Below are 17155 nucleotides of genomic sequence, written 5' to 3'. Positions count from 1 at the left end.
TGTTCGCGAAGGACGACGCCCGGGCCAGGGAGCCGGGGTGCCGGCCGTGCCTCGGGTCCGGGAGGGTGCGCCCGTGGTGACGCGGGCCTGAGCGGCGGGGACGGACGACGGGGTCCGTCCCCGGCCAAGTTCGCAGTCTGCCCTGGGTGCTACCACCGGTCGCCGGTTCCGCGGCCACCGGGGTAGGGGGCCCGCCCGGGGCAGGCTGTGAGAGAGAGCCGCCTCCGGCACCGCGCCGCCGGGGGCGGCTCACCCGTGTCCGGGGTCCGTCTCCTGGGAACACGCCGGGGCCGGTACGAGGGTGTGGCGGGTCGGCGCGTGGAAGATAAGCGGATGACTGGAACGTCCCCGATCGGGAAGTGCTGGCCCGGCTGCCTCCGGATCCGGCGGGTCCGTATCGGCGGGGGAGGTCCGGTCGTCGTGCCTGAAAGGCCGGGCTTGTCGGGTGACGCGGGGGGAAAAGGAACATGGGGAAAGACCGCAAGGGAGCCTCGATGATCGAAGTCTGGCCGGGAGACCCGTATCCGCTCGGGGCCACCTACGACGGTGCGGGGACCAATTTCTCGGTCTACACCGAGGTCGCCGACAAGGTGGAGCTGTGCCTGTTCGACGAGGACAACGTCGAGTCGCGGGTGCCGCTGACCGAGGTGGACGGGTTCATCTGGCACGGGTACCTGCCGGGCATCGGCCCGGGCCAGCGGTACGGGTACCGCGTCCACGGACCGTACGAACCGGCGCACGGCCTGCGCTGCAATCCGAACAAGGTGCTGCTCGACCCGTACGCCATGGCCATCGAGGGCGGCGTGAAGTGGAACGAGGCCGTCTACGGCTACCGCTTCGGCAGCCCCGACACCCGCAACGACATGGACTCGGCCCCGTACGTCCCGCGCTCCATCGTCATCAACCCGTTCTTCGGCTGGGGCCACGACCGGCCGCCCGCGACCCCGTACCACGACACCGTGATCTACGAGGCGCACGTGCGTGGGCTGACGATCAGCCACCCGAAGATCCCCGAGCACCTGCGCGGCACGTACGCCGCCCTCGGCCACCCCGAGATCCTCGACCACCTCACCAAGCTCGGCGTGACCGCGCTGGAGCTGATGCCGGTGCACCAGTTCGTCACCGACCACATCCTGGAGCAGCGCGGGCTGTCCAACTACTGGGGCTACAACTCGATCGGCTTCTTCGCCCCGCACAACCGCTACTCCAGCCAGGGGCAGCGCGGCGGCCAGGTGCTGGAGTTCAAGGCGATGGTCCGGGCGCTGCACGAGGCGGGCATCGAGGTGATCCTCGACGTCGTCTACAACCACACCGCCGAGGGCAACCACCTGGGCCCCACGCTCGGCTTCCGGGGCATCGACAATCTCAACTACTACCGCCTCGTGGACGACGACAAGCGGTACTACGTGGACACCACGGGCACCGGCAACAGCCTGCTCATGCGCTCACCGCACGTCCTGCAGATGATCATGGACTCGCTGCGGTACTGGGTCATCGAGATGCACGTGGACGGCTTCCGCTTCGACCTCGCCTCCACCCTGGCCAGGGAGCTGCACGAGGTCGACCGGCTGAGCGCGTTCTTCGACCTGGTGCAGCAGGACCCGGTGCTGTCGCAGGTCAAGCTGATCGCCGAGCCGTGGGACGTCGGCCCAGGCGGCTACCAGGTCGGCAACTTCCCCTCCCGCTGGACGGAGTGGAACGGCCGCTACCGCGACACCATCCGCGACCTGTGGCGGGGCCAGCCGGCGACGCTGCCCGAGTTCGGCTCCCGCTTCACCGGCTCCAGCGACCTCTACCAGGACGACAGCCGCCGCCCCGCCGCCTCCATCAACTTCGTCACCTGCCACGACGGCTTCACCCTCCAGGACCTCGTCTCGTACAACCACAAGCACAACGAGGCGAACAAGGAGGGCAACCGGGACGGCACCGACGACAACCGCTCGTGGAACTGCGGCGAGGAGGGCGCGGCCGGCATCGCCGTCGAGTCGCTGCGCGAGCAGCAGAAGCGCAACTTCCTCACCACGCTGTTCCTGTCGCAGGGCGTGCCGATGCTCTCGCACGGCGACGAGCTGGGCCGCACCCAGAAGGGCAACAACAACGGCTACTGCCAGGACAACGAGCTGACCTGGGTCGACTGGTCGGACGTGCGGGAGAACTGGCTGCTGCTGGAGTTCACCCAGCGGCTCGCGGAGCTGCGCAAGAAGCACCCGGTCTTCCGGCGCAGGAGGTTCTTCTACGGCAAGCCGGTACGCGGGCTGAGCGACATCGCCTGGCTCACCCCGTCCGGGGAGGAGATGACCGACGGCGACTGGAACGTCGGCTACGCGAAGTCCCTGGCGGTCTTCCTCAACGGCGACGCCATCACCGAGCCCGACCGGCGCGGCCGGCCCATCCGGGACGACTCGTTCCTGTTGCTCTTCAACGCCCACCACGACACCATCAAGTTCACACTCCCTAAGGACTACGGCGAGATGTGGCACACGGAGATCGACACAGCGATGCCGATCATGCTCGACGCGCGCATGTGCCGCGGCGGCGAGGCGATCGACGTCCCCGGCCGGAGCGTGCGGGTGCTGCGCCGTGTCTAGGCGGCCGAGCTCGACGTACCGGGTGCAGCTCACCCCCGACTTCGGCTTCGCGCAGGTCGCCGGGATCGCCGGCTACCTGCGCGACCTCGGCGTCAGCCACGTCTACCTGTCGCCGATCCTCCAGGCCACGCCCGGCTCCCAGCACGGCTACGACGTCACCGACCACTCCAGGATCAGGGCGGAGTTCGGCGGGGCGAGCGGGTTCAGGGAGATGGCGCAGGTGCTGGCCGCGCACGACCTGGGCGTGGTGGTGGACATCGTCCCGAACCACATGAACACCGAGAACCCGGCGTTCTGGTCGGTGCTGAAGGACGGCCGCGACTCGCCGTACGCCCGCTGGTTCGACGTCGAGTGGGACGAGGACGGCAAGGTCGCGCTGCCCGTGCTGGGCGACGACACCGAGCCGGTGGTGGACGGCGACGTGCTGCGCTACCACGAGCACACCTTCCCCCACCCAGGCCACTACAAGCTGGTCGACTGGCGGGAGGGGCCCGGCTACCGGCGCTTCTTCGACGTCTCGACGCTCATCGGGCTGCGCGTCGAGGACCCGGAGGTGCTGTTCGCCACGCACGAGGTGCTCTTCTGGCTGGTGGACGAGGGCCTGGTGGACGGGCTGCGCGTGGACCACCCCGACGGCCTGGCCGACCCGCGCGGCTACCTGGAGCGGCTGCGCGCCCGCACCGGCGAGAAGACCTGGACGGTCGTCGAGAAGATCCTCATCGGCCCCGAGCGGCTGCCCGCCGACTGGCCCTGCGACGGCACCACCGGCTACGAGGTGCTCAACCGGGTCAACGGCCTGTTCGTGGACCCGGCCGGCAAGGAGCCGCTGATCCGGCTGTTCACCGAGCTGACCGGCGAGCCCGCCGACTACCGGCCGGTGATGCTGGAGTCCAAGCGCGAGGTGCTGGAGCTGTTCTTCCGTCCCGAGGTCGAGCGGCTGGCCAAGGCGGCCGGCAGCACTCCCGAGGCGGTGCGCGAGCTGCTGGCCGCGATGCCGGTCTACCGGGCGTACGTGGTGCCCGGCGAGCCGCCGCCGGCCGAGTCGGTGGAGATCGTCGAGCGGGCCGCCGCGTCCTGCTCGGAGGACGTGCGGCCGCTGGTCCACGAGGTGCTGTACGGCTCGCCGGAGGCGATCACCCGCTTCCAGCAGGCGTGCGGGCCCGTCATGGCCAAGGGTGTCGAGGACACCGCGCTCTACCGGTGGTTCCCGCTGGCCTGCCTGAACGAGGTGGGCGGGGAGCCGGACGTGTTCGGCGTCTCGGTGGCGGAGTTCCACGAGTTCTGCGCCGGGATGGCGCCGTACACGATGACCACCCTGTCCACGCACGACACCAAGCGCTCGGAGGACGTGCGGGCGCGGCTGTCGGTGTTGTCGGAGCTGCCCGAGGAGTGGGCCGACGCGGTCGAGCAGTGGTCGGCGGCGGTCAGCTTCGACCCCCACCACGACTACCTGGCCTGGCAGAACCTCATGGCCGCCTGGCCGATCTCGGCCGAACGCTTCACCGACTACCTGCTCAAGGCCGCCAGGGAGGCCAAGACCAAGATCTCGTGGGTCGAGCCGGACGACGACTACGAGCGCGGGCTGCGCGCGTTCGCGGAGGCGGCGGTGCGGCTGCCGATCGGCAAGTTCACCGAGCGGATCGACCCGTACGCGATGTCGAACTCGCTCGGCGCCAAGCTCGTGCAGCTCATGATGCCCGGCGTGCCCGACGTGTACCAGGGCACGGAGACGGCGAACTTCTCGCTGGTCGACCCGGACAACCGGCGGCCCGTCGACTGCCCCGCCGAGCCGCGGTCCGCCTGGGACGCGGCCAAGCTGCTGGTCACCCAGCAGGCGCTGCGGCTGAGGCGGCGGCTCGGGGGCGCGGCGGCGTACCTGCCGATGCGCGCCGACGGGCCGGCGGCCGAGCACGTGATCGCCTTCGGGCGCGGCGCCGACGAGCGCGAGCGGCCCCGGGCGGTCGCGGTGGCCACCCGGCTGCCGGTCAAGCTGGCCCGTACGGGATGGGGCGGCACGTCGCTCACCCTGCCCGCGGGGACGTGGCGCGACCTGCTCACCGGCGCCCTCCACACCGGGCGCATCCCGCTGGCGCACCTGCTCGCACAGTACCCGGTCGCACTGCTGGAGAGACATGATCTTTGAGGTCTGGGCGCCGAACGCCACCGCGGTCGAGGTGCACGTGCTGGACGGCCGCCGGCCGATGACCCGCGGGGCGGGCGGCTGGTGGTCGGCCGAGGTCGAGGGAGCGGAGCACGGCACCCGGTACGCGTTCGCGGTGGACGGCGACGGGCCGTACCCGGACCCGAGGTCGCGGCGGCAGCCGGACGGCATCTTCGGGCCGAGCGCCGTGTACGACCACGCCAGGTTCACCTGGTCCGATCATGACTGGAAGGGGCGGGACCTGCGGGGTTCCGTCATCTACGAGCTGCACGTCGGGACGTTCACGACGGAGGGGACGTTCCAGGCGGCCGTGGAGAAGCTGCAGCACCTCGTCGAGCTGTGCGTCGACTTCGTGGAGGTCATGTCGGTCGCGCCGGTGCCCGGCGGGCGGAACTGGGGGTACGACGGGGTCGACCTCTACGCGGTGAACGAGACGTACGGCGGGCCCGACGGGCTCAAGTCCTTCGTGGACGCCTGCCACCGCGCCGGCATCGGCGTGATCCTCGACGTCGTCTACAACCACCTGGGGCCGTCGGGGAACTTCCTGCGCCCGTTCGGGCCGTACTTCGCCGGCTTCAAGGGCAGCTACTGGGGCGACGCGGTCAACCTGGACGGGCCCGGCTCCGACGAGGTGCGGCGCTACTTCATCGGCAACGCCCTGCAGTGGCTGCGCGACTACCACGTGGACGGGCTGCGGCTCGACGCCGTGCACGCCCTGCACGACGGCCGCGCCACCCACCTGCTGGCCGAGCTGGCCGCCGAGGTGGACGCCCTGGCCTGCTCGGTGGGCCGGCCGCTGACGCTGATCGCCGAGTCGGACCTCAACGACCCGCGCATGGTGCTGCCGCTGGAGGCCGGCGGGCTCGGCATGACCGCCCAGTGGGACGACGACGTGCACCACGCGCTGCACTGCGCCGTCAGCGGCGAGAGCCACGGCTACTACAAGGACTTCGCCGGGCTGCGGGCGCTGGCCAAGGTGCTGACGGGCGGGGTGCTGCACGACGGGTCGTACTCCAGCTTCCGCGGGCGCTCCCACGGGCGGCCGTACGCGGGGGTGCCCGGCTACCGGCTGGTCGCCTGCCTGCAGAACCACGACCAGATCGGCAACCGGCCGGGCGGCGACCGGCTGCCGGTCCCGGCGCTGAAACTGGGCGCGGGGCTGCTGCTGACCTCGCCGTTCACGCCGATGTTGTTCATGGGGGAGGAGTGGGGGGCGCGCACGCCCTTCCTGTTCTTCTCCGACCACGTCGAGCCGCGGCTGCGGGAGGGCGAGGCGGAGCGGAGGGAGCGGGAGTTCGACGGGTTCGGGTACGTGTGGGAGGCGCCCGACCCGTCGGAGGAGGAGACGTTCCTGCGGTCCAAGCTGGACTGGAGCGAGGTCAAGGAGGAGGAGCACTGGTCGCTGCTGTGCTGGTACCGGGACCTCGTCGCGCTGCGCAAGGCGCTGCCCGAGCTGTCGGACCCGCGGCTTGACCGGGTCCGGGTGGAGGTGGATCCGGACGGGCGGTGGCTGGTGATGTGGCGGGGCGCGCTGGCGGTCAGCGTGAACTTCGCGGAGGAGGCGGTGACGGTGCCGGTGGCGGCGGGGGCGGTGCTGCTGGCGTCGGACGAGCCCGTGGGGGAGGGGGAGGGGGAGGGCGGGCGGTTGCGGCTGCGCGGGCAGTCGATGGCGATCAGCCGGCCCGGCGCCGCCGCCTGACCTGGTCCGCTCCCGCGGCGACCGCCGCGCGCCTTGCCGACCGCGCTTTGTCGACCGCGCTTTGCCGACCGCGCTTTGTCGACCGCGCTTTGTCGACCGCGCGCCTTGTCCACAGGGTGCGGACGGTCGCGTCGCCTCATCCACAGAATCGTGTTCGCCACCACGGCGACCGGTCCTCGTCGCCGATCCTGGGGTCCCTCACTCCTCCGCGGGGACACCGACCCCGCCGCCCGGCAGGAGCCTGACCCCTCTCACGGGATCGCGCCCCGCCCGACGCGGCCAGGCCCCCTTCGGACGGACGGGACCCGAATCACGATCACGGAGGCCGCTCATGAAGATCACCCTCCCGTTGCCCCGCATGCTGACATCCCTGTTCGTCATCGCCGCCGAGCGGCTGCCGATCGAGCTCGACGCGTTCGTGCCGTGGCGCGTCGCGGGGCCGTACCGCAAGGCCGCGGTCAGCGCGATCGGCAGCGGCCTCGTCACCCTGGCCCGGCACGCCACCCCCTGGAAACCGGTGGCGACCACGCTCTCCGACCACGACCGGCGGCGGCTCCGGCGGGCGAAGGAGCACGTCGTCGTCACCGCCGCGGCGCCGCCGTACCGGCTGCCCGGCGTCGTGCAGACGGCCCGCGCGATCGCCCGGTGCCTGGCCCGCGCCTGCGACGGCGTCCTGATCGACCCGCTCGCCGGCGGGGCGGTCGACGCCTGCGGGCGGGGCCCGGGCGAGCCGCCGGACTTCAGCCTGGGCGACGACTGGCTCGGCTGGGACGTCCAGGTCCACGACGCCGCCACCTGCCCGCCGTGGGACCCGGCCGACACCGCCGCCTGCGACTGTCTCCGCATGACCTCCCGCGGCCTGCGCCGCTTCGCCCTGCCCGAGATCACCCTCGACGGCGCGTCCTGCGCCCACACCTTGTGCGCCACCAGCCTGCTGCGCGCGGTCGCCCACCACCTGGTGGCCGGCCAGCTCGCCTACCTCCAGGCCCACCCGGGCGCCGCCCACCGCCGCCTCGACGACTTCCTCCGCATCCAGCCTGACGGGGCGGGCTCGCCGTTCGGCGTCCAGCTCACCCCGTACGACGCCGGGCTGGGCGAGCTGGGCCGCACCGGCAGCATCCGGGCTCAAGGTCGGCCCGGCGCCCGGCACCGGCCAGGTCACCTGCCTGAAGGTCGGCCCGCCCTCCGGTTTCACCGGCTCACTCAACACCTGGCTCTGCGCCACCCGCAGCGCCCGGCACGCCACCCTGACCACGATCGGCTCCCGCCCGCCCGACCCCGCCCGCCTCCTCGCCGCCTGACCGCTCACGCCGGCGGCGGAAAAGGACACAGCTTGACCGGAGAAGCACCTGCTCCTTCTGAACCATTGGCGATTTCGGGACGTCAAAGTGACGTGATTCGGTTCGAGATGATCGATGAAGATCTGCGAACGGCACGTCGGCGGGCGCGCCGCTGGGTCGAGCTGGACGAGCAGCGCGGCGCCATCGCCGACCAGATCCAGAACACGCGGGAGGCGCTGGACGCGGTCGGGGCCTGGGACCCGGAGGGCGTGGCCGTCGAGGAGGCGAAGCTGAAGGCGTTCGACCGGGCGCTGGCGTCCGTGGAGCGCGAGCTGGCGGAGGTCGGTCCCGCCCGGGAGCTGTACGAGGAGCTGCTGCTACGGCGGGAGCGGCGGCTCACGGAGTCGGCCGACCCGCGCGGCGCCGAGCTCCTGGAGATCGGGCGGCTGCTGGCCGAGCTGGACGTGGAGCTCCCGGCCCGCGACCGCGCCCGCACGGCCGGCCGCGCCGCCCTGCGCCGGCCCGGTGATCGAGAGGCGATGACCGTGTTCGTCCGGCGGCTGCGGGCCCTGGGGATGGAGATCGAGGAAGGGACGCTGGACGGGGCGCGGGGCCTGCGGGAGGGGCGGGCGCTGGTGCACGACCTGGAGACCCGCTGCCGCGAACTGGAGGACCTGCGCGGGCGGCTCCGTACGCGCCGGGAGGAGCTGCTGCTCGCCTGAGCCGCCGACCGCTCGCCCAGCCGGGCCGCACGGCTCCGGCCGGGCCAGAGGCGCCCTGCCCCAGCCCGGGCCGCACGGCTCCGGCTGGGCCAGAAGCGCCCTGTCCCAGGACCGGGCCCCGGCCCGAATCCTGTCGACCGTTTCAGTTCTGCGGCGGCGTACGGGGATTCGGCCGGGGTTACCAGTCAGCGGCTGAGGATGTGGCGGAGGGCTTGTTCGAGCGTCGCCACGGGGTCGGCGGTGCTGGACCGGGTGCGCCAGGCCACGTACCCGTCCGGACGGACCAGGACGGCGCCGTCCCCGTGGACGCCGTACCGCTCCTTCCAGCACCCCTCCACGTCCACCAGTTCCTCGCCCACCAGCAGCCGCGTGAGCTGCACCCCCAGCCGCTCCTTCAGCAGCCGGCCGGCGTCCATCCACGGCTGGCCGCCCTGCTTGTCGGCCATCAGGACGAAGCCCGAGCCGAACAGGTCGATGGTGGAGATGCGCTGCCCCTCCCAGTCGAGGATCACGTGCGGGGCGCGGCTGCCCGGGCGGCCGGTCGGGACGCGCGGATCCTCCAGGATGGAGCCGTCGTCGCCGGGTTCGTCCAGGACGGCCGTGGAGTGGTAGCGGTGGCCGAGGAGGGCGCCGGCCTGGTCGGCCAGCGGCTCCGGGTAGCCGACGCGGGCGGCCGGCGGCATGCGTACGCCGAGGTTGGCGAGCTGGGCGTCGGCGGTCAGGACGCCGACCGGGCGGCGTTCGGCGTCGTAGGTGTCGAGGAAGTCCGGCCCCGCCTGGCCGGTGAGGACGAGCCACAGCCGCCACGCCAGGTCGCAGCCGTCCTGGAGGGCGGTGCTGCCGCCCTGCCCGCCGGTCGGCGGCATCGTGTGGGCCGCGTCCCCGGCGAAGAAGACGCGGCCGGCGCGGTAGGTGTCGGCCAGGATGTGGGCCATCGCGAACGTCGTCCGGTCCAGGAGGCGGACGTCGAGGTCGGGGCGGCCGATGGCGGTCCGGACGAGCTCGACGCAGCGTTCGTCGGTGAAGTCGTCCGGGGTCTGGCCCTCGGCCAGGTTGACGCCGAGCACGTGCGCGCCGACGCCGGTGCCGGTGACGATGACGCCGGTGAAGGCGCTGTTCTGCAGGTACCAGAGGGTGACCTCGCGCTCCCGGATCAGCCCGCCCAGGTCCGCGTCGAACATGATCGAGCACATCTGCCCCAGCTCGCCCTTGCCCGAGGTGGGCACGCCGAGGGCGTGGCGGAGGGGGCTGCGGTAGCCGTCGGCGGCGACCACGTAGTCGGCGCGGACGACGCTCTCCGTGCCGTCGCTGGTGCGGAGGCGGGCGGTGACGCCGTCCTCGTCCTGGTCGAGGGAGACCAGCTCGGTGGAGAAGCGCAGGTCGGCGCCCAGTTCCTCGGCCGTCCGGCGGAGGACCCGCTCGATCTCGGCCTGCGGCGCGCCGATCTGGGCGACCGGGGTGGCGTCGCGGAGGAAGCCCATGTCGTCGTCATCGCTGTTGAGGAGCATGCGCGGGTTCGGGTCGGCCAGGCTCTCGGCGATCGCGATGCGCATGCCGTCGCCGATGCCGGCCCAGATGTCGCTGAGGGCCTCCTCCAGGCCGGGCACGGGACGCAGCAGCTCGACCGCGCGCGGGCCCACGCCGAACGCCTTCGGCTGGATCGACGTGCTCGGATGCCGTTCGACGAGGATGACGGGCACCTCCCGCCAGGCCAGGAGCGTCGCGGCGCTCAGCCCCGCGTACCCCCCGCCGACCACCAGGACCGGCACTCGCTCTTGCTCCATTGCTCTCCACCTCCGTTGACGCGTACTATCGCGTTTGCTGCCGAGCGACACGATATGTCGCGTCTGTGAAGGCGGTCAAGACATATCTCGAAATGGCGCGGACTCGCGTCAGGAGCGGCGGGCGTCAGGGGGGTGGGTGTCGGGGGGGTGTCGGGGGGTGGGTGTCAGAGGCGCTGGCGGTAGGTGAGGCGGCGCAGGAGGAGTTCGGCGGGGCCGCGGTGGCCGAGGGCCCGCATCGCGTCCGCCAGGACCACGGACAACGCCCAGACGCCGATCGCGATCCCGAGCGCCGCGGCGAACCCCAGGTCGTCGTGCAGGCTCAGCGTGAACGGGTAGAACAGCGCCACCCAGACCGCGGCCTGGAACAGGTAGAACGTGAGCGAGCGCTGCCCCAGCGCCGCGACGGCGGTGGTGAGGCGCCCGGGGCGGGCGACGCGGGCCGCGGCGAGGCCGATGGCGGCGGCGAGGGCGATGCCGCCGGCGTAGCCGGTGAGGTCGTGCGCGACGGCGACCGTCCAGCGCACGGCGGTCGAGCCCGGCGTCCAGGCGCCGGCGGCGAGCAGGGCGGCGGGAAGGCGGCCGAGCAGCGCGAGGGCGAGGCCGGTGAAGGCGATGCGGCGCAGCAGCGGCAGGTGGTGTCCGGGCTCGTCGAGCAGGCGGCGCCGGGCCGCCAGGACGCCGGCGAGCATGGCGGGCACCACCATGAGGGTGGAGACGACGGTGTTGGCCGGCCAGGACGGGATGTTCGCCAGGAGGTGGGCGGCGAGGGTCGGCTCCATGATCTGGGCGATCGTGGCGGGCGCGGTCTGGGCTCCCACGCTCTGCCAGGCCAGCAGCAGGGTCGCGGGGACGAGCGTCAGGCCGCTGGTCCACCACAACACCGACGCCCTGGCCCGCACCAGCGGGGCGAGCACCAGCAGGGTCAGCCCGTAGACGGCGACGATGTCGATGGGCACGAACAGCACCGCGTTGGCGAAGCCGATCACGATCAGCCAGCAGGCCCGGCGACGCAGCAGCTTCCTGATCGGCGGCCAGTCCTCGCCCTTGGCCTGGCGGCGCAGGAGCAGTTGCACGAGGCCGTAGCCGAACAGGAACACGAACATGTTGCGGGCCTGGTTGTCGGCCAGCAGCGACTTGCCGAACTTGGCGACGGCGTCGAGGGCGGCCGGGCCGGTGTTCCAGTCGTCGACGAAGGCCGGGGCGTGGGAGAGGGCGATCAGGAGGAGCATGATGCCGCGGGCGAGGTCGGGGGCCAGGGAGCGGGCGGCGGTGGGGGCGGCCTGGCCGAGGGTGGTGGGGGCGGGTTTGCTCATCGAGATCCCTTCACTGCAGGAACGCGATAGTACGCGTTCGGGGTGAAGTAAAAGCTACGTTGCTTTCAGGATCTCGTCAATGAAAACGGGTGCGTTTGTGCTGGTCATTGCAATGGTCATGAGGGTGAACGCAAGATAATTGCAATGAGATGCTGTTAAATGCAACGGGTGTCGTGGGCGGTGAGCGCCAGGGCGGCTGCGGCCATCAGCGTCAGCAGGCCCCAAGCCGGGACGAAACTGTGCGACACGTCCTTGAGGAGGCCGAGGACGGGCGGGGCCAGGATGACGGCGACCTGGTTGACGGCCATGGCCGAGCCCAGGGCGAAACCCGTCCTGCCCGCGGGCGCCGACTCGGTGAGGTGCGCGACCCAGGGGCCGTACCAGCCGATGCCGAAGAAGCCCAGCCACACGAACAGGAGCGAGGCCGTCACCGGCGAGTGCCCCGCCGGGCTCATCAGCGCGGCCATGCCCGCGATCACGGCGGCCAGGCACGTCAGGACGCAGAAGTAACGGCCCTTCCGGGCGCGGTCGCTCCAGGCGGCCAGCAGCACGCGACCGGCGACGCCCGCCCCCTGGACGGCCACCAGGACGAACGCCGCCGTGCCCGCCGTCACATGGGCCGTCTCGTGGAGGTGCAGCACGGTCAGGACGCCGATGCCGCTGTGCACCGAGACCAGGCTCGTCCCGGAGAGCAGGATCTTGACCATGGACGGCTCGCTGAGCAGGCGCAGACGGGCGGCCGCGCGCGAGCCGGGCCCGGAGGAGCGAGGACGGCTCCGCGACGCCGGGAAAGCGGGCGACTGCGCGCCCCGCGGGGCCGGCGCAGCGGAGGCAAGGGGCTGTGCGCCGGGTGAGGGGTGAGGTGAAAGGCTGCCAGGTGGAGGGCCGGGCGGAGGGCCGGATGGAAGGCCGGGTGAGAGGCCAGGTGAGAGGCCAGGTGAGAGGACAGGTGGGCTAGGCAGGGAGCCGGGTGGGCGGTGGTAGAAGGTCATGAAGGCGGCGGCGCCGAGGGCGGCGACCAGCGCGCCCGCCACGAGCGTCGCACGCCAGCCCGACGCGGCGGCGAGCGCGGGCAGCGCGGCGGCGGCCAGGACGCCGCCCAGCGGCAGGCCGGCCTGCCGGATGCCCATCGCCAGCCCCCGCTGGGACGCCGAGAACCAGGACGCCACCGCCTTGCTGCCGCCCGGCTGCACGGTGCTGTACCCGGCGCCGACCAGCAGCAGGACGACCAGCAGAGCGGGGTAGCCGGGCGCGAGGCCGCCCACGCCCAGGCTCGCCGCCACCACGCACGCGCCCGCGCCGACCACCCAGCGCTCGTCGTAGCGGTCCAGGAACTCGCCCGCGACGAGGAGGCCGATCAACGGCACCAGCTGGGCCGCGGAGAGGAGGAGGCCGAGCTGGGCCGCGCTCAGGCTCAGGGCTTCTCGCAGGTGGACGCCCATCGCGCCGATGCCCTGCACGAAGAACCCGGAGGCGGCCTGGGTGAAGGTGGCGGCGGTGAGGACCGCCCACCGGTATCGGGACGGGCCGCCGGGCGCTCCGGCCCCGGGGCTGGCCGTTCCGGGGCCGGGGTAGCTGGTGGTGGGGCGGGGGACGGTCATGGGCGCCAGCACAGTGCCGGGTCCGGGTGGTCGGAGAAGCCGAGCTGCCGGTACAGCGGCTCACCCTCCCGCGACGCGTACAGATCCACCCGGACGGCCTCGCGCTCCCGGAACCAGTCGAGCAGGCCGAGCATGATCGCCCGGCTGTGCCCCCGCCGCCGGTACGCCGGATCCGTCACCACCCCGATCACGTGCCCGATCCGCCCGTTGCGCGAGTGCGGGCCGGGGAACCACTGCTCGACGGTGCCGATGCCGCAGGCGGCGAGCCCGCGCTCGCCGTCCACGACGAGGATCCGCGCGTCCTGCTCGGTCAGCTTGCGCAGCAGGACGGCGGCGAGGGCGTCCCGCCAGCCGTCGCCCGCCGACGGCGGGTTGAAGAACTCTCCGCCGAGGTCCTCGAACAGCAACGCCCGCAGGCGGACGAGCTCCGCGACGTCGTCGGCCGTGGCCGGCCGCACGCCGGTGTGGTGGTGTGTCATGCGGTCAGCCTGGTGTAATGGTCTTATGCACCTCAACCCTTACGGCGAGGACGCCGTGAACCTGGCCGCGGACCTGGCCAACCGCCGCCCGGCCACGCACGAGGAGCTGGCGGAGCGCTGCCGCGCCGCCGGCATGGTGCTGGAGACCCCCGTCACCCCGCAGGACCTGGAGCGGGTGCACGCCGTGCTGGACGCCTGGGAGAAGGTGGTGGACACCCCGGGCGAGCACGAGCGCGCCGAGCTGGTCAACCGCATGCTGGCGGAGTCGGCCGCCTATCCCCGCATGACCGACCACGCGGGCGGCTGGCACCTCCATTACCGCGACGGGCGGCAGCCGCTCGGGGCGGTGCTGTTCTCGCTCATCTCCGTGGGGACGGCGCTGCACCTGGTGGGACGGGGGGTGCACCGGCTCAGACGGTGCGCGGTGACCGAGTGCACGATGATCTTCGCGGACACCTCGCGCACCGGGCGGCAGCGGTACTGCTCCCAGCGCTGCGCCAACCGCGACGCGGTCCGCCGCCACCGCGCAGGCCACCGTGCAGGCCACCGCACAGACCACCGCGACGGCCCCGGCGGCGGGCGGCCCGGATGAGGGCCCCTCAGGACGACAGGTGGCGTTCCAGGGATTCGAGCTTGGACGTCATGCCGTCCGTCACGCCCGCCCGCAGGTCGGCCTTGAGCACCAGGCTCACCCGCGGCGCGACCTCGGCCACCGCGTCCACGGCCCGGCGGACCACGTCCATGACCTCGTCCCACTCGCCCTCGACCGTGGTGAACATGGCGTCCGTCCGGTTGGGCAGCCCGCTGTCGCGCACGACCTTGACGGCGCGGGCCACGGGCTCGGCGACGCCCTCGCCGACGCCCAGCGGGGTGATGGAGAATGCGACGATCACGGATGCGCCTCCTCGTGACGGACAGCCCCGATCATAACGGGACGTGCGAAAAGCCACGACGTCGCGCAACGCCGTGGCCCACCGCTCAGCTGCGGAACGCGAGCACGATCACGCGTGATCGTGGTCGTGCTCTTCGTCCTCCTCGCCGGGCCCCTCGGACGGCTCCACGCCGAGCACGGCCTCGCGCGGCTCGATCTCGGCGATGTGGTCGACCAGCGCCAGCACGTGGTCCGGCTCGATGAGCCACTGCAGCGCCGAGGCGCCGGTGTCGTCGGAGTTGACCAGCTCGGCCTGCTCGGTGCGCTCCTCGTCGGTGAGGTCGGCGTCCGGGTGGCGGATCTCGGCCAGGGCCGCCGCCTGCAGGGCGTTCATGTCGAGCACCTCGACGGTCAGCTCGACCGTCAGGCGCAGGAACTTCGGTTCTTCATCAGTCATGGCGACGACTCTAGGGCAGCTTCCACTCCACAGGCGTCGCGCCTTGCCTGACCAGCAGCTCATTGGCGCGGCTGAACGGCCGGGAGCCGAAGAAGCCGCTGCGCGCCGACAGCGGGGACGGGTGGGCGGACTCGATGCGCGGCACGTCGCCGAGCATCGGGGCGAGGTTGCGGGCGTCGCGGCCCCACAGGATCGCGACGAGCGGCTTGTCGCGCGCCACCAGGGCCTTGATGGCCTGCTCGGTGACCTGCTCCCAGCCCTTGCCGCGGTGCGAGGCGGGCTTGCCGGGCATCACGGTGAGCACCCTGTTGAGCAGCAGCACGCCCTGCTCGGCCCAGGGGGTGAGGTCGCCGTTGGACGGGCGGGGCAGGCCGAGGTCGCTCTCCATCTCCTTGTAGATGTTGACCAGGCTGCCCGGCAGCGGCCGCACGTCGGGGGCGACCGAGAACGACAGCCCGACCGGGTGGCCGGGCGTCGGGTACGGGTCCTGGCCGACGATGAGCACCTTGACCTCCGCGAAGGGCTGGTTGAACGCGCGCAGCACGTTCGGCCCGGCGGGGAGGTACTGCCTGCCCTCGGCGATCTCGTTGCGCAGGAACTCGCCCATGAGGGCGATCTGCTCGGCGACGGGCGCGAGTGCGGCAGCCCATCCGGCTTCGACGACTTCGTTCAGTGGACGACCGGCCATGGCTGTTGAGCTTATCTAGGTCTGGTATGGCTTGTCGGCCGAACGCCGGGTCGGGCCGTACCAGAATGATCACAAGGACGGCTTGCCCGGCTTGCGCAGCCAGGTGTCGAACAGCGTGCCGAGCTGCCGGCCCGAGACCCGCTCGGCCAGCGCGACGAAGGCGGCCGTGTCCGCGTTGCCGTACTTGTGCTCGCTCGCCCAGGTCCGCAGGATCGTGAAGAAGGCGTCGTCGCCGACCTCGCGCCGCAGCACGTGCAGGGTCATGGCGCCGCGGTCGTAGACGGGGTCGTGGAAGAGGTTCGCCGGGCCGCCGGGGTCGGCGGGCGGGGTCTGCCAGAACTCGTCGTCGGCGGGCGGGGCGTAGGCGGCGTCGAAGGAGGCCTGGAGCGAGCGGGTGCCGAGCTTGTCCAGCCACAGCCATTCCGCGTACGTGGCGAAGCCCTCGTTGAGCCAGATGTCGCGCCACAGCGCCGGCGTCACCGAGTCCCCGAACCACTGGTGCGCCAGCTCGTGCGCGAGCAGCGCCTCGCTCGGCGCGCGCGGGTAGAGCGGCCGGGTCTGGGTCTCCAGCGCGTAGCCGACCTCCGGGGCGTGGTCCACGATGCCGCCGGTGGAGGAGAACGGGTACGGGCCGAAGAGCGAGCTGAAGTAGTCGAGCACCGGCGGGTGCCGCTCGGCGAAGCCCGGGGCCTCCAGCTTGGGGTCCACGGCGGTGGTCACCCGGTAGCCGCCGAGCCGGGCGTCGGCGAGGGCGAACTTGCCGATCGTCACCGTGGCGAGGTAGCTCGCCATGGGTTCGCGGGCCTCCCACACGTACGTGGCCCGTCCGGCCCTCGACGTCCTGGCGACCAGGTCGCCGTTGGCCACCGCGACCCGGGTGTCCGGCACGGTCACGGTGAAGCGGTAGGTGGCCTTGTCGGTCATGTGGTGGTTGCCGGGGTACCAGGTCATCGCGCCCTGCGGCTCGTTGGCGTTGAAGACGCCGTCGCTGGTCCTGATCCAGCCGTCCACCGAGCCGTCGGGGTCCACGACGTGGACGGGACGGCCGTCGTAGCGGACCACGACGAGGAAGTCGCGGCCTTCGGGGAGGCTTCTGGCGGGGGTCACCACCAGCTCGGAGCCCTGCTGCGCGTACGCGGCCGGGCGGCCGTTCACGGTGACCGCGCGCACCGTCAGAGTGCCGGCCAGGTCGAGGTCGAAGCGGCTGAGCGCCTGGGTGGCGCGGGCGGTGACGGCGGCCGTGGCGTCCAGGCGGCCGGAGGCGGTCTCGTAGTCGAGCCTGAGGTCGTAGTGCCCGGCGTCGTAGCCGCCGTTGCCCTGGTCGGGGAAGTACGGGTCGCCCGCGCCCGGCGCGCCGGGGGTGCCGTCCTGGGCCGCGACCGCGGAGGTGCTGAGGGGTAAGGACAGGAAGGCCGCTGCGGCGAGGGCGAGGAAGCGCTTCATGCCCATGAAATCGGACATCCGGCTACATGTGTTACGGGCGCCCGCCCCCGTGGCGGGCGCCCGTAGGTC

General features: G+C 72.4%; 13 protein-coding genes. 5 read left to right on the top strand and 8 right to left on the bottom strand.

Features of this window, described 5'->3' with window-relative positions; genetic code table 11:
- The first annotated feature begins 494 nt into the window (after nucleotides 1-494).
- The 4 genes from glgX (at nucleotide 495) to MF672_RS49315 (ending at nucleotide 8450) form a co-directional block, all read left to right on the top strand.
- Nucleotides 495-2588 carry a glycogen debranching protein GlgX gene (glgX, locus tag MF672_RS49330; RefSeq protein WP_242376245.1) on the top strand — a complete coding sequence of 698 codons (2094 nt, stop codon included), beginning with the start codon at nucleotides 495-497 and terminating at the stop codon, nucleotides 2586-2588.
- Nucleotides 2581-4731: a malto-oligosyltrehalose synthase gene (gene treY, locus MF672_RS49325; RefSeq protein ID WP_242376246.1), complete on the top strand. Its 2151-nt coding sequence runs from the start codon at nucleotides 2581-2583 to the stop codon at nucleotides 4729-4731. The genes glgX and treY overlap by 8 nt, the downstream gene beginning before the upstream one ends.
- Nucleotides 4721-6448: a malto-oligosyltrehalose trehalohydrolase gene (gene treZ, locus MF672_RS49320; RefSeq protein WP_242376247.1), complete on the top strand. Its 1728-nt coding sequence runs from the start codon at nucleotides 4721-4723 to the stop codon at nucleotides 6446-6448. Before treY ends, treZ begins: the two co-directional genes overlap by 11 nt.
- A 331-nt stretch (nucleotides 6449-6779) precedes the next feature.
- The gene (locus MF672_RS49315; protein WP_242376248.1) at nucleotides 6780-8450 is read left to right on the top strand and encodes a hypothetical protein; all 1671 of its coding nucleotides are present in this window, start codon (nucleotides 6780-6782) and stop codon (nucleotides 8448-8450) included.
- A gap of 185 nt (nucleotides 8451-8635) precedes the next feature.
- On the opposite strand, the gene MF672_RS49310 is transcribed toward MF672_RS49315, so the two are convergent.
- From MF672_RS49310 to MF672_RS49295, 4 genes are all read right to left on the bottom strand, one after another.
- Nucleotides 8636-10234, bottom strand: a complete 1599-nt coding sequence (locus tag MF672_RS49310; RefSeq protein WP_242376249.1) for an FAD-dependent monooxygenase — start codon at nucleotides 10232-10234, stop codon at nucleotides 8636-8638.
- Nucleotides 10235-10398: 164 nt separating this feature from the next.
- Nucleotides 10399-11547, bottom strand: coding sequence for a DUF418 domain-containing protein (locus tag MF672_RS49305; protein WP_242376250.1), 1149 nt, complete (start codon nucleotides 11545-11547; stop codon nucleotides 10399-10401).
- Nucleotides 11548-11702: 155 nt separating this feature from the next.
- Complete coding sequence (locus tag MF672_RS49300) at nucleotides 11703-13148, bottom strand: MFS transporter (RefSeq protein ID WP_242376251.1); 1446 nt, start codon at nucleotides 13146-13148, stop codon at nucleotides 11703-11705.
- Complete coding sequence (locus MF672_RS49295; RefSeq protein ID WP_242376252.1) at nucleotides 13145-13627, bottom strand: GNAT family N-acetyltransferase; 483 nt, start codon at nucleotides 13625-13627, stop codon at nucleotides 13145-13147. Before MF672_RS49295 ends, MF672_RS49300 begins: the two co-directional genes overlap by 4 nt.
- A 25-nt stretch (nucleotides 13628-13652) precedes the next feature.
- On the opposite strand from MF672_RS49295, the gene MF672_RS49290 reads away from it, so the two are divergent.
- Complete coding sequence (locus MF672_RS49290) at nucleotides 13653-14219, top strand: CGNR zinc finger domain-containing protein (protein ID WP_242376253.1); 567 nt, start codon at nucleotides 13653-13655, stop codon at nucleotides 14217-14219.
- Between the two features lie 7 nt (nucleotides 14220-14226).
- Here the strand turns inward: MF672_RS49290 and MF672_RS49285 are convergent, their stop codons facing one another.
- The 4 genes from MF672_RS49285 to MF672_RS49270 all read right to left on the bottom strand — a co-directional run bounded on the left by MF672_RS49285 (nucleotide 14227) and on the right by MF672_RS49270 (nucleotide 17104).
- Complete coding sequence (locus MF672_RS49285; protein WP_242376254.1) at nucleotides 14227-14520, bottom strand: MTH1187 family thiamine-binding protein; 294 nt, start codon at nucleotides 14518-14520, stop codon at nucleotides 14227-14229.
- A gap of 108 nt (nucleotides 14521-14628) precedes the next feature.
- Complete coding sequence (locus tag MF672_RS49280) at nucleotides 14629-14955, bottom strand: hypothetical protein (protein ID WP_242376255.1); 327 nt, start codon at nucleotides 14953-14955, stop codon at nucleotides 14629-14631.
- 10 nt (nucleotides 14956-14965) lie between these two features.
- Nucleotides 14966-15643, bottom strand: a complete 678-nt coding sequence (locus MF672_RS49275) for a uracil-DNA glycosylase (protein WP_242376256.1) — start codon at nucleotides 15641-15643, stop codon at nucleotides 14966-14968.
- Nucleotides 15644-15712: 69 nt separating this feature from the next.
- Nucleotides 15713-17104: a M1 family metallopeptidase gene (locus MF672_RS49270; protein ID WP_242376257.1), complete on the bottom strand. Its 1392-nt coding sequence runs from the start codon at nucleotides 17102-17104 to the stop codon at nucleotides 15713-15715.
- Nucleotides 17105-17155 lie beyond the last annotated feature (51 nt).

The sequence above is a fragment of the Actinomadura luzonensis genome (assembly GCF_022664455.2).
GTDB lineage: Bacteria > Actinomycetota > Actinomycetes > Streptosporangiales > Streptosporangiaceae > Nonomuraea > Nonomuraea luzonensis.
This window is presented reverse-complemented; position numbering and strand designations above follow the sequence as displayed.